This is a genomic window from Pseudomonas sp. MS01C9, from assembly GCF_058202755.1.
The window spans coordinates 4,057,352-4,071,873 of sequence record NZ_CM177073.1; the positions used below are offsets into that span (position 1 = coordinate 4,057,352).

The window sequence follows — 14,522 nt, forward strand, 5'->3', positions numbered from 1 at the left end:
GCAACGAGACCTGATCATGGACGACCGCCAATACGCCTTCCTGGCCCGCCAGCCTTCTGCTGCCCTGCAAAACCGCAACCTGTTCTGGGGCATGCCCAAGCGCGGCCTGGCGTTCCTGTTGGCCAACGTCATGTTCTGGCAACCGCTGTGGGCCCAGGCCGATGGCATCGTGGTCAGTCGTCCGGGCACCAGCCTCGGCCAGGCGGGCAACGGCGTGCCCATCGTCAACATCGCCAAGCCCAATGGCAGCGGCCTGTCCCACAACCAGTTCAAGGACTACAACGTCGGCAGCAACGGCGTGATCCTCAACAACGCCACCAACCGCACCCAGTCCACGCAACTGGGCGGGATCATCCTCGGCAACCCGAACCTCAACGGCACGGCGGCCAAGGTCATTCTCAACGAAGTCAACGGCGGCAATCCCAGCCAGTTGCGCGGCTACACCGAAGTGGCGGGGAAGTCGGCCCATGTCATCGTCGCCAACCCCTATGGCATCACCTGCAACGGCTGCGGCTTCATCAATACCCCACGGGCGACCCTGACCACCGGCAAGCCGGTCGTCGAGAATGGCCAGTTGAGCCGCTACCAGGTGGACCAGGGCAGCGTCGCCATCGAAGGCGCGGGCCTGAATGCGAACAACGTCGACCGCTTCGAAATCATCACCCGCAGCGCCAGGATCAACGCCGAGATCCAGGCGAAAAACCTGACCATCGTCGCCGGACGCAATGACGTCGATGCCGCCACCCTCAACGCCACCGCCCGCGCCGATGACGGCAGCGACAAACCGCAACTGGCCATCGACTCCTCGGCCTTGGGCGGTATGTATGCCGGGGCGATCAAGCTGGTGGGCACCGAGGCCGGGGTCGGGGTGAAACTGGACGGCAAGCTGATTGCCAGTGGGGGGGATATCCAGCTCGATGCCAATGGGCATTTGAGCCTGGCCGACACCTCGGCCAGTGCCGCGGTCAACGTCAAGGCTGCGAGCCTCGATGCCCGGGGACCGGTATATGCAGGCACCGAGTTGACTGTGAAAACTCAGGGCGCCCTGACGAGCCAGAACAACCTGGTGGCCCGCGACAGCATTCGTCTGGACAGCGGCGGCAGCCTGCGTAACAGCGGCATTATCGAAGCCGGGGTCAATTCGGACAACACGCGTAATACTTCGGGAGATGTGAGTTTCACGGCGCAGAGCTTGAACAATAACGGCAAGAGCATCGTTGCCAGCCGTAACCTGACGGCGAACGTCGCGCAGACCTTGAACAACCAGGGCGGCACCCTCAGCGCCGGGCAAACCGCCACGGTGAAAGCCGGAGCGTTGGATAACCAGAACAAGGGCCGCGTGTTGAGCAACGGCGCGCTGAACGTCACCGCCGACAAGCTGCTCAATACCCAAGGTCTCGTCAGCAGCAGTGGAAACCTGACGGCCAACGTCGGGCAGTTGAATAACCACGACGGTGAAGTCTTCAGCTCCGCCACCATCAGGGTCACCGGCACTGCGCTGGACAATAGCGACGGTTTGCTAATGGGTGACGTGGCGCTGAACATCGGTCTGATCGGTGCCTTGAACAACCAGAACGGTGTGCTGGGTTCCGGCAAGAGCCTGGCAATCGATGCAGCCAGCCTGGACAACACCTCAGAGGGTAGCCTGGTCAGCGATGGCAGCCTGACCGCGCGAATCAGTGGTCTGTTAGACAACCGGCAGGGCAGCCTCGGCGCCAAGGGTGTTGCGGATGTCCAGTCGGGTAGCCTGGATAATCGCGCCGGTAAGGTCCAGTCCATAAAGGACCTGCAATTGACCGTCGGCCAGCTCGACAATCGTCAGCAAGGTCTGCTCAGCAGCCAGGCGGCGTTGCGTGTCGACGGCGCGCAGATGGATAACCGCGGCGGCCTGCTCAGTGCCGTTGGCCCGGTGCATCTGCAGGCCACTCGTATCGATAACAGCGGCGGACGCATCTCCAGCAAGTCCGACCTCACCGCGAACGTGACGCAACTGAACAACCAGGTCGGTGAGCTGGTTGCCCAAAGCCTGCTGACGATCAGCGGCCAGAGCCTGGATAACCGCAACGGTGGCCTGGTAGGCGCGACAGAAGCGCTGAAACTCAACGTGGATGTCCTGGACAACCGTGGCGGGGAAATCTCCAGCACAGTCGGCATCGCCATTGACGGCCAGAGCCTGAATAACAGCGATAACGGCAAGATCCTGGCTGGCACCGACCTGGGGCTGAAAGTGGCGGCCATCATCAACCACAACAAAGGCCTGCTGTTCAGTGCTGGCTCCACCATGGTTGAGGGGCAGAGTCTGGACAACAGCGGCGCGAGCCTGGTCGCTCGCCAGGGCTTGGATATTCGACTGGACAATGCCCTGACCAACGTCGCGGGCCTGATCAACAGCGACGGCACACTAAGCGCCAACGTCGGCACCCTCGACAACACCGACGGCAGCCTCACCAGCGTCGGCGTGCTTGCACTCGCTGCCTCGGGCGCGCTGATTAACCGTGGCGGCGCCATCACCACCGACGCTGGTCTGACCGTCAGCAGCCAAAGCCTGGACAACCAGCGAAATGGCTTGCTCAGCGTCAGGGGCGCGACCCGCATCACCACCGGCACCTTCGACAATACCCAAGGCGGTTACCTGGTCAGTGGCGATACCCTGGACCTGACAGCCACCCAGGTCAGCAACGGCGCCGCCAGCCGCATCGCCAGCGACAAGGCACTGACCGCCAGCGTCAGTGGGCTCGATCAACAGGGCGGTGAGTTGTTTAGTAAAACCGCCTTGAGCCTGGACCTGAATCACGGCCAGTTGAACAACCTCAAGGGCGTGATCAATGCGCCGGTCCTGGTGCTGAAGAATCTCAAGGACGTTGACAACCGGGGCGGTGAAATCTCCAGCGCCCAGGGGTTCACGATCGCCGCGCAAAACCTGGATAACGGCAACGGCAAGCTGATCAGCAACCAGGCGCTGACCCTGCGCATCGATCAGGTGCTCAACAACATCAAGGGGCTGATTTCCGCCCAATCCCTTGACAGTCACAGTGCTCGACTGGACAACACCGACGGCCTGATCAGCAGCCGAGGTGCGTTGGTCTTGAGCGTGGACGAGCAGTTGCTCAACCGCAACGCTGCGGTGATCGCCGATGGCGACCTGCACATCGATGCGGCGAGCCTGGACAACAGCGCCGGCCAGGTCGCCGGCAAAACCAAGGTCACGGCCGATGTCGAGACCGTGAACAACCAGGGCGGCCAGATGATTGCCCTCGGCGGGCTGACGCTTGCCGGCACTTCGCTGGACAACCGCAATGCCGGCCTGATCGGTGCGACCGACACGCTGACGCTCAATGTCTCTGCGGTGAATAACCGTGGCGGTGAACTTTCGAGCCAGGCCGACATTTCCGTTAAGGGTGATGCCCTGGACAACAGCGACGGCGGACAAGTACTCGCCAACGGCGCACTGGCCTTGATGGTGAAGGATGTTCTCAACCGTACCAAGGGCCTGTTGTCAGGCAAGAGCGACCTGACCTTGATCGGCAAGACACTCGATAACACTGGCGGCTCGCTGCTGAGCCAGAAGAGCCTCACCGCTGTCTTTTCCGGTGCGTTGAATAACAGCCAGGGTGTCGTGAGTGCCGAAGGCGAACTGACGATGACAGCGGCGAGCCTGACCAACACCTTGGGCAGCATTTCCAGTGCCGAGGCGCTGGGCCTCACCCTAGACGATGCCTTGCTCAACCAGGGCGGAGAAATCGTCACCGACGCCGGCCTCACCCTCAGAAGCGCGAGCCTGGACAACCGCAACCAAGGCAGCATCAGCGCCAAGCAGGCGGTGGTCATCGAGACCGGCGCGTTCAACAACAGCCAGTCCGGACGCCTGAGCAGCGCTGCCAGCCTTGACCTGACCACGAAGCAACTGACCAACCAGGACGGCGGTCGCATCGCCAGTGGCGGTGCATTGACCGCCAGCGTCACCGGTCTCGATCAGCAAGGCGGCCAGCTCTTCAGCAATACCGCGCTGAACCTGGACCTGAATCAAGGCCAGCTGAACAACCAGAACGGCCTGATCAATGCACCGCTGCTGGTGCTCAAGAATCTCAAGGGTGTCAACAACGACGGCGGCGAAATCTCCAGCGCCCAGGCATTCCCCCTGGCGGCGCAAAGCCTGAACAACGACAACGGCAAACTGCTCAGCAACCAGGCCCTGACCGTGCGGGTCGATAACGCCCTGACCAACCTCAAGGGTCTGATCGCTGCAGCCGCGCTGGAAGTCGAGGCCGCGAGCCTCAACAACAACGGCGGCACCCTGACCAGCCGCGCGAACCTCGACTTGAAGCTTGCCGGCGCACTGAACAACCAGAACCAGGGGCTGATCAACGCCACCAACGGCCTGACCATCACCACCAGCGGCCTGAATAACCAGCAAGGTTCGGTGTTGGGCAGTGCCATCGCCATCGATTTTGGCGCCGCAACCGGCGACCTGAACAACAGCGCCGGCCTGATTTCCACCACGGGTGAACTGAGCCTCAAGCACCTGCGGGACCTGAACAATCAGAATGGCGAAATCTCCAGCAGCCAGAGCCTGGACTTGACTGCTCGCGACCTCGACAACGGCGCTGGCAAGCTCATCAGTAACGGGCTGCTGACCGTGGGCGCCCGTGATGTCCTCAACCAAGGTGGTTTGACCTCCGGCTTCAAGGGCCTGGACCTGACCGCCACGAGCCTGGACAACCGCAACAGCGGCACCCTGTCGAGCCGCGACGAAGACGTCAGCGTCACCCTCAGCGGGACGTTGCTCAACAGCAATGCCGGCGCGCTGGTGGGTAAAAAACAACTGACCGTCAGCGCGGCAGGCATCGACAACCGTGGCGGCATTCTGTCCAGCGGTGGCGACCAGACCCTGACCGTCACCGGTGGCGTGCTGAACAACGCCCAGAACGGCTTGATCGACAGCGGCGCCATGCTGGTCATGAACGCCATGACCCTGGGTAATGCCGGTGGTACCGTCAACGCGCAAAAAGCCCTGAGCTTCACCGGCTCTGCGTTGGATAACAGTGGCGGCAACCAGATTGGCAACGACGCCGTGACCCTTGATTTGCTCGGGGCCCTGACCAACACCAACGGCAAGATCGCCAGCCTCGGCCCACTGCGCGTCGAGCAAGCTACGCAAATCAACAACCAGGGCGGCCAGATCGCCAGCCAAGGCCTGCTGACCTTGCTCACCGGCGGCCTGGACAACCGCAATCGCGGCACCGTTGCGGCCAACGATCAACTCATCCTGAACACCGCTGGCGCGGTGCAGAACGACGCCGATGGCTTGATCTACAGCCAGAACGGTGGCGTGCAGATCGACGCAGCCACTCTTGCCAATAGCAAGGGCACCGTGCAGAGCCAGGGCGCCATGACCCTGACCGTGGCTACCGATGTGGACAACCAGAGCGGTCGCCTCCAGGCCAAGGCCGGTGACCTGCTCGTCAGCGCCCGTCACGTTGACAACCGTGGCGGTGTGCTCGCCAGCCTGCAAGGTTTGCTCAACACCCACCTGACCGGCGTGTTGAAAAACGGCTACGACCTGAACAACAACCGCCAGGGTGGCATCACCCAGGCCCAGCGCTTGAGCCTGACTGTGCTAGGCGGGATCGACAACTATGGTGGGCGCATTTCGGCGCAGACTGGTGATGCGACCGTCATCACGGGTAACTTCGACAACCGCAACGGCGGCCTTTACGCCAAAGGCAAGGTCAGCGTTACGGCCAACGATTTTGACAACAGCGGTGACAACGACGGTCAGATTGCCGGTAGCCAGATTGATCTGGATTTGACCGGCGCGTTGAACAACCGACTGGGCATCATCGAGAGTGACAGCACCCTGGCGATCAAGGCCGCCAGTCTGGATAACCAGACGGGGCAGTTGCGTGCGTTGGGTACCGGCGGCAAGACCAACTTCCAGATCGGCGGGCTGTTCGACAACCGCAACGGTACCCTGGAAACTGCCAATACCGACTTGACGCTTGGCGCCGCCAGCTTCCTCAATACCGGTGGCAGCCTGCTGCACGTAGGCACCGGGCTTTTCGACATCTCCACTGCGAATGTCACCGGAGCTGGCGGTACGCTCGTCACCCGTGGCGGGCTGACCATCACCACCGACATGTGGAGCAACAGCGGCGTTATCCAGGCTGGGCGCCTGAACGTCAACGTCAACAACTTCACCCAAACCGCCAGTGGCCAGCTATTGGCCTCGGACAGTTTCATAGGCAGTGGCGTCAACTGGTTCAACGAAGGCCTGCTTGCCAGCAATGGCAGCTTGAGTCTCGGCCTGAGCGGTGCTTACTGGGGCGCTGGACGCCTAAGCAGCCAGGGCACCCTGGGGCTTGGCGCCGCCCAAGTGAGCCTGAACAGCGTCAACTCCAGCATCGCTGGCGGTGGCAACACCTCTATCAATGTCAGCGGTCAACTGGACAACGCCGGTCGGCTGACCTCCACCGCCAACCTGGTGATCAACGCTGCTGGCGTGCACAACCTGGGGACATTGGGCGCCGGTCAGGGGATGACCGTCACGACCGGTTTGCTGGCAAACAATCAGGGATTGATCTTCAGCGGGGCCGACATGGGCCTACGAGTCGACACGCTGAACAACCTCGACGCCAACATCTACAGCCTGGGCAACCTCACCATTGACCGTAACGGCCAGGGTGCGTTGGCGAGCAGCATCCTCAACCGATCCGGTTCGATCCAAAGCGACGCCAGCATGAGCCTGGCGGCCAGCACGATCCAGAACATCCGTACGTTGCTGACTGTGGGTAACGGCGGTATCTACACCGCCAAAATCTACGAGGTCGCGTGCATTGAGGGCTACAACGCCGGGGATTGCAGCGGTAAACGGAACCACGTCTGGGAAATCCTGCAGCGGGAGAAAACTGAAGTCACCGCCGCCAGCGCGGCCTCCAGTATTACCGCCGGCGCTAACCTGACCCTGCGTGGCGGCGATCTGCTGAACCAGAGCAGCACCATTGCCAGCGGCGGCAACCTGACCGCGTCCCTGACCAACTTGACCAATAGCGGCATCGAAACCGGCGAGACGGAAACCACGCGGATATTCCGTTCCGAGCGGACCCGCAATGCGGGCGGCTGGTACACCGCGGCGGGCAACTTCACCAACCAGTACTGGTTCGAAAGCGCGGGTTACAACGCCAATGACCTCAGTGGCCTTGAGGCCGGCATCGCCAATTTCATTGGCATGACCGAAATGGAGTACACCAATCTAGGCAGCACCAGGCAACTCGCCGGCGGTGATCAAAGCTACGCAGCCGTGATCCAGGCCGGCGGCGCTGTCAACATCTCGACTCAGAACAACATCGACAACAACGTCGTACGCCCGGGCTACAGCTACGTCGGCAGTGGCCCACGCACCAACACGGCTGCAGCAGGCAGCCAATATTCCACCCGCATCACCCTTAACCAGCAACTGCCCCCTAACCTGGCGCAACAGCAGGTCAACCCGGTCGCCTTGCCCGGTTTCAGCTTGCCCGCCGGTCAGAACGGCCTGTTCCGCCTGAGCGGGCAGGGCAATAGCACGCCGGCTGTCAGTGGGCCTCAAGGCTGGAGCATGGGCAGCGCAAGCCTTACCCCGGCCCAGCGTCAACAGGTATTGCCCACCGGCCAGGCGCGAAATCTCGGGGTAGGAAACATCACCCAACCCACTGCCAGCAGCCTCGACCTGAACATCGCCGCCAGCCAAACCACCGGCGTTTCCAACCAGGCCAGCAGCCTCGATACCAGCACCTCGGGCACCATCGTGGCAGGCACCTTGCCTGGCCGTAGCGCCGACTTCACGCTCGACCGCGTCCAGGGTTTGCCCACCAGCACCGTGACGGCCAATCCACACAAATACCTGATCGAAACCAACCCGGTGCTTACTGACCTCAGGCAGTTCATGAGTTCGGATTACTTGCTGGAGAAACTCGACTACAACCCGGACCAGAGTGCCAAGCGCCTCGGAGATGGGTTATACGAGCAGACCCTGATCCAGCAAGCCGTAGTCGCCCGCACCGGTCAGCGTTTCATCGACGGTCAGTCCTCCAACGAGGACATGTTCAGATACCTGATGAACAATGCCATCATCAGCAAACAGGCACTCAACCTGTCCATTGGCGTGAGCCTCACCTCCGAACAAGTCGCGGCACTGACCCATGACATCGTCTGGATGGAAAACGTCGAGGTCAACGGCGAGCAAGTCCTTGTACCGGTGCTGTATCTGGCCAATGCCAACAACCGCCTGGCCGCCAATGGCGCCTTGATCCAGGGCGCCGACGTCAACCTGATCGCCGGCAAAGACCTGAACAGCGCCGGCACCCTGCGCGCCAGCAACAATCTGTCCGCTACTGCCACCAATGATCTGGTCAACAGCGGCCTGGTGGAAGCCGGCAACCGCCTCGATCTGCTGGCGGGTAATGACCTCGTCAACAAGGCCGGTGGCATCATCGCCGGACGCGACATCACCCTCACCGCCACCCGTGGCGACGTGAGCAACGAGCGTACCGTTACCACCCATGAAAGCGACAGTGGCTACCGCCGCGAGCGCACCGACTTCATCGACAGCGCTTCGCGCATCGAAGCGGCAAATAACCTGACCATCAGCGCCGGGCGTGACATCAACAACGTTGGCGGCGTGCTGAAAAGCGGCGCCGATACCACCCTTAACGCCACCCGTGATGTCAACCTTGCCTCGGCCGAGCGCATCTCCAATGGCAACCGCGGCACGCATCGTGACGAGACCATTACTCAGTATGGCTCGAGCCTCGACATCGGCCGTGACCTGACTGCCAACGCGGGCCGCAACCTCACCGCCGTCGCCAGTCAGATCGATGCCAAGCGCGACATTGCCATGAGCTCTGTCGGCGACCTGACCCTGGCTTCGGCGGCGAATGAGCAACATGTCTATGGCAAGAGCAAGAAGGTCACGGCTCAGGAAGATCATGTGAGCCACGTGTCCACCAGCGTGACGGCGGGTGGAAACGTGGCGCTGAGTGCGGGCAAGGATTTGGGCTTGATTGCCAGCCGGGTGAGTGCGGGGGATGAGGCTTACCTAGTGGCTGGTGCGAGCCTGGTGCTGCAATCGGCTGAGGATTCGGATTACAGCTTCTACAGCAAGACCAAGAAGTCGTCTTCTGGGAAGAAGTTTCGGCTGGATGAGACCAGTTCTGTTACCAACGTGGCCAGCTCCGTTATCAGCGGTACTAAAAGCACCTTGGTGGCTGTGCATGACCTGGCGATTGAAGGAAGTGCAGTCAGCTCCGAAAAAGGTGGCGTGACCCTGGCAGCAGGTAACGACATACAGATTACAGCCGTTACCGACTCCAGCAGCGCCCGCCATGAGCGCAAACAAAGCAAAAGCAGTTGGGGCGGCCTGAAGTCGAGTAAGGTTCAGAACAAGGTCTCTGAAACCCAGACCACGGCGGTGGGCAGCATCGTCTCGGGAAATACCGTGGATGTGGCATCGCGTCGAGATGTAACTGTAACCGGTTCGTCGTTGGTCAGTACCCAGGACTTGAACGTCCAGGCAGGACGTGACCTGAAGATCGACGCGGCTGAGAACACCTTTACTCGCGACGAAATGCACAAGCAGAAGAACCGTGACCTGACGGGTGTTCTGACGGGCAACAACCTTGGCATCGATGACATCACCGGTAATCAGCACCTGTCGATCAGTAAGGCAAACCATACCGGCAAAGCAACTCAGACAACATTGACCGGCAGTACCGTAGGTTCAAGCGAGGGCAGCATCAATCTGTCTGCTGGCCGTGAACTGAGCGTAATAGCCAGCGACCTTGTCAGCACCAAAAACACTAACCTCTCGGGTTCCAACGTGACTTTGGCTGCCGGTATGGAAAGTGCCAGCCAGAGCAGCACGGACGAATCCAGCAGCCTCGCCGTAGGGCGTGTGGTGGGTGGGGCGATTGTCGATACGGCAAAGAGCATCCGGGACAATGCCAAGGCCGCGCAGAACGCCGATGATGGTCGTCTCAAGGCCGTGAAGGGGGCACAAGCCCTGATGGCGCTCAACGGCATGGGCGATCGGGTCGAAGACCTTGCAGCGGCCGCCAGTGGCAGCCCAAATAGCAGCGGTGCCGTGTTCAAGATCGGGACGGAGCTGGCCAGTACCCACAGAAAGAGCACTACGCAATACGACGGCACCACCGCCAAGCAGACCACCGTCAACAGCGGCGGCAACCTGCTGATCGTCGCGTCGGGTCAGGCTGCCGGCACTGCCGGGAATATCCATGTTATCGGCAGTAAGCTGAAAGCGGACGATACGCTGCTGCTGGCCAAAAACGACATCACGTTCGAGAGTGCACAGAACACTGAAAATCGTGAGAATCATAGCAGCAACAACAAGACCGCCATTGGAGCCAGCTTCAACATCGGCTCGCAGAACGGTTTCACCCTCGACTTGGGTGCCCAGCTCGCCAAAGGCAAGGGTAGCGGTCACGACGTTACGCAGGCCAACAGCACCCTGGATACGGGCACGCTGAAACTGCAGAGCGGAAACGACACGACCCTAGCGGGCGCGCAGCTCCATGCTGACAGCATCCTGGCATTGGTTGGCGGCGATTTGAATATCGCCTCACGACAGGACACCTCCGAGCACAAGAACAAGCAAACCAGCGGCGGCTTCGGCGCCAGCATCTGCATACCGCCGTTCTGCTACGGCGAAACGGTGACAGCGACCGCCAACGTCGCCGCTAGCAACATGAACAGCAAGTACGAGGCGGTGACGGATCAAAGCGGTCTGTTCGCCGGCAAGGACGGCTACAACATCACCGTAGGCAAGAACACGGTGTTGCAAGGATCGGTGATTGCTAGCGAGGCCACGGCCGACAAGAACAGCTTGAGCACGGACAGGCTGATTGTCAGTGACATCAAGAACGTCAGTGAGATCAAGAGTCAGTCTGCGGGCTTCAACGCCTCTTATGGCAGTGGTTATGGCGAGTTGAAGCCAGGTAGCATCTTTGGTGGCAGCGTTCCGCTGTTGCTCAAGGATTCCGACCACAGTACCACGCGCAGCGCTGTCAGTGAAGGCACGATCACCGTCCGCAATGCGGCCGGGGCCAATGATCTTGTTGGGCTGAACCGGGACACCGACAACGCCAATTCGCGGTTGGACCGTCCAGACGAAAAAGCGATGCAGGAGCGGATCGACCTGGTCCAAAGCACCATTGCTCTGTCCAAGACGGTCATCTCCGAGGTCGCCAGTGCACAGCAACAGGCCGCCAATGAAAGGGCTCGAAACGCCTCGACCGAGCAAGAGCGCAATGCTGCGATCGCCGATGCCAAGAGCTGGGACGTGGGCGGTAACAAGCGTTTCATGGCTGATATCGCCGCAGGTTTGATTGCGGCAGGGCTGGGCGGTGTCGGCGGCAGTACAGCGGTTGGACTGGTGGCTAACACCACAGCCGCCGACACGTACAAGAGAATTGGCGATTACGCCGACCAGCAATTGGCAGAAGCGACGCGCCAGAAAGACAAAACGCTTCAGGCCGCCTGGGGTGAGGGCGGTGCTGCGCGCGTCTTGCTCCATAGCTTAGCCGGCGCTGCACAAGGCTTGTCCAGCGGCACCGCTGCCGGGGGCGCATTGAGTGTCGGTGCTTCGGCGGCCATCATGCCGGCCTTGGACAAGGTGCTTAAAGACAGCGGTGTAGGTGCCGACAGCCGAGATGCCTTTGATGTCTTGCTGGCGGCAGGTCTGGGGGCGGCGGTAGGCAAAGGCGGCCTTGCACAGGCGAGCGGCGCGACCATTGCGAGTAACGTGGAAAGATACAACCGCCAGGTACATCCCACTGAAGCGCGCTTGATTGAGCAGGAAGCGCCGATGCTGGCTGCCCGCCTGGGCATCAGTCAGGCCGAGGCCGAGCAGCGGATGGCGAGGGCGTTTGCGTTTTATACCGATGCGGGCTGGAACAAGACGATTGGAGGAACGGACGGTCAGTTTGATGCTGTGACGCTGGAGTATTTGGGGAAGGCGTTGGCGCCATTGGCTGAACGGTATGACACCACCGTCGGAGTTCTGGAGAACGGCAGCAAAGGTTACACCTCTGGGGAAACGCTGGCTCTGATAAAGAGCTACAACAAGACGCATTCATCGGAATTCAAGAATGCAGATATCAATATTGCTTACCTCGGTGACCCGGACTCTTATGGCACCACTGATCTGGCTAATTTCTACAAACTGAATCTTGATTTCAGCGGCAGAAAAAATGGCGTATTTGATGGAGCCAAGGGGGCGTTAGCCGGTTTAGGTACAAGTCTGTGGTCGACGGTTCAATCGATGGCCTCGATGGGGAACGACCTTCTTGAGGGCCACGTACTGGAGGTTGCTAACAACGCGCTGGACCCGTTTGTAGATCCAAAGGACCTCATTGGCGGTTGGAAAATCATCCAGGACGGCCAGGATTTCGTCCTCAAGCTACAAAACAATAGCTATAGTCAGGCGCTGCAAACAACGAAGAACACTATTGATCTTGCGACGTTGATTCTGCCTGGACCTGGCGAGGTGGGGGCGGTTGGGAAGGTCAGTGAGCTGGGGCAGTTTGAGGCCAAGCTTGCGCAGCAACTGGAGATTTTTAATACTGGTGCAAAAGCCACGGCGAATGGCAGCGGACCAGCTAAGGGCTTCTTAGAGGTTAGCGATGCATATTCATCCTCTAAAGCTGTACAAGGGGTGAGTAATTCAAAACCTATTGATTTTATTTATGACCCTGTCAGCCAACGATTCATCATGGGGCGGAATCAATTTGGGCATGATGGGATATTGGATGCGGGGAAAATTCCTTCATCTGACGCTATTGTTGGCGGCGGGATCTGGAAGGAAAATGGAGTTCTCCGAACCTATGAGTGGAGCGGACATTACGGGATGAACTGGACTCCTGAACTTCGTGAAAAATTCAAGTCTTTTATGAGTAGCCATGGTGTTGATGTCACCCATACTCCCGGAATATCTAGATGACAGATGAACTAAGGAAAAAGCTGTTGATGGAGCTCAAAAGGCTCGAGATTCCATGGGTGAAAAAAAAAGAGTACAACTCTGAAGGGGGGGCTTTAAACTGGATTTCTGTGGCGGAGTTGTTTGGGGGACGCTTTTCTTTAGGGCTTACTTCCAATGGGTTTTGGGCTAGATCAACAGGGCCTGTTGTTCAGATTATTAGCGACGACGCCTCGTGTGTATTCTTTTTGCCAGTTTTAGAGGAGCTTCCTGAAGCGGTTCGCGGCAAAATTATTGATGGTCTTAAATGCTGTGGGCTTTCGGAAGATTTTATAGCGTTATTCCCATTTGAGGAGATTGTTGTAGCAGGTCTGAAAAGTCAGAGTGAGCGCTGGTCTAACTTGGCATTGAAGTGGGTTTTATTTATCCCGCAATCTAAAGTGTTGGAGTTGGAGCTGGATGCGTTGAGTAAGTCTGGAGAGACCCAGAAAATACGGCATACTGCCAGGAAAATAGCTAAACAGTTAAAAATTTCGTGATACGAGCAAAGGTCCGAATGCGGTAGCATCCTCAGCGGTTCTCAGGGGATAGATCAGAGTTTTAATGACTAAAATACTGGGCCATTTTTAATCGTGGTCTGTTCCTGAGAAATCCTAAACTACTCCTACGTCCCCACTGTATCAATTCATCAGGCTCAAGCCATGCTTTATCGAGAGGGTACATCGAGTGTCGTTCTCCCTGTTTTTATAACTTTTAATAATGTGTCAGGAGCATTCATGAAAAAAACACACTGCTTATATTGAGCCCTGATCTTGATGTGAGCAGGACTGCAAGTCCAGCGTCCGAGACTCTTCCCCAACCCTGCTCAACAACGGCATCCAGCTCCAGCAAAACAAAGTGACCGCCGATGCTCAGCACGCCAAGGTCCTCATGAGAGTGACCGGCAACGTCGTCCCGGTGGAGTTTTCGGTCAGGCGCGCAACGGATCCAGACCAGCGCCTGGATGTGCAGGGAACCGTAGTGGATTCTGGTCGTGGTAAAGTCTTCGGCTGGATTGCCAAGCTTAACGAAGCGGCTAACAGCGCGACCTTGAAACACTTCCCTCAGTTGGAGGTACAAGCTGACCCCGATCAGCCATTCGAGGTATCAGGTTACGCCAGTGGTGCGAGTATAAACCGTGGTTACCGCTGTGGCCCGATCAACACCACGTTCACACCGGAGAAAGGTAAGGTTTATTTGGCTGAATTTCAGTTTGTGGGGCAGGGCTGTGAGTTGCATGTCTATGACACCACACAGCCTCAGCAGCGCATTCCTGTTACGAGCGCATCTAACCTCTAATTCAGTTTAAAAATGCTAAACAGGCGACCCACAGGGCGCCCATTTTCATTACTCCGCCGCCTGCGCTATCAATCCGCGACGCTTTGCAGCGAGGTCAACTGACGGAAACAAGCCATTTCGTAGATGTGGTCGAGCGGATTGTGGGTGTGCGGGTAGAGCAGCGAGGGCAGGGGCGGCCGAGGACTGAGCCGGGAAAATAAATCTGTCCCCTTTTTCG

At 59.1% G+C, this 14,522-nt stretch carries 3 protein-coding genes and 1 pseudogene; all 4 read left to right on the forward strand.

Annotated features, from left to right (window positions below; genetic code table 11):
- Nucleotides 1-16 precede the first annotated feature (16 nt).
- A complete protein-coding gene (locus tag AC1M7R_RS18580) occupies nucleotides 17-12,991 on the forward strand; it encodes a two-partner secretion domain-containing protein (RefSeq protein ID WP_490609803.1) in 12,975 nt (4,324 codons plus the stop codon).
- Nucleotides 12,988-13,506: a hypothetical protein gene (locus tag AC1M7R_RS18585; protein WP_490609804.1), complete on the forward strand. Its 519-nt coding sequence runs from the start codon at nucleotides 12,988-12,990 to the stop codon at nucleotides 13,504-13,506. Before AC1M7R_RS18580 ends, AC1M7R_RS18585 begins: the two co-directional genes overlap by 4 nt.
- Nucleotides 13,507-13,864: 358 nt before the next feature.
- The gene (locus AC1M7R_RS18590; RefSeq protein ID WP_490609805.1) at nucleotides 13,865-14,305 is read left to right on the forward strand and encodes a hypothetical protein; all 441 of its coding nucleotides are present in this window, start codon (nucleotides 13,865-13,867) and stop codon (nucleotides 14,303-14,305) included.
- 71 nt (nucleotides 14,306-14,376) lie between these two features.
- Nucleotides 14,377-14,505: pseudogene (locus AC1M7R_RS18595) on the forward strand (transposase); the annotation flags it as partial.
- Nucleotides 14,506-14,522: the final 17 nt, after the last annotated feature.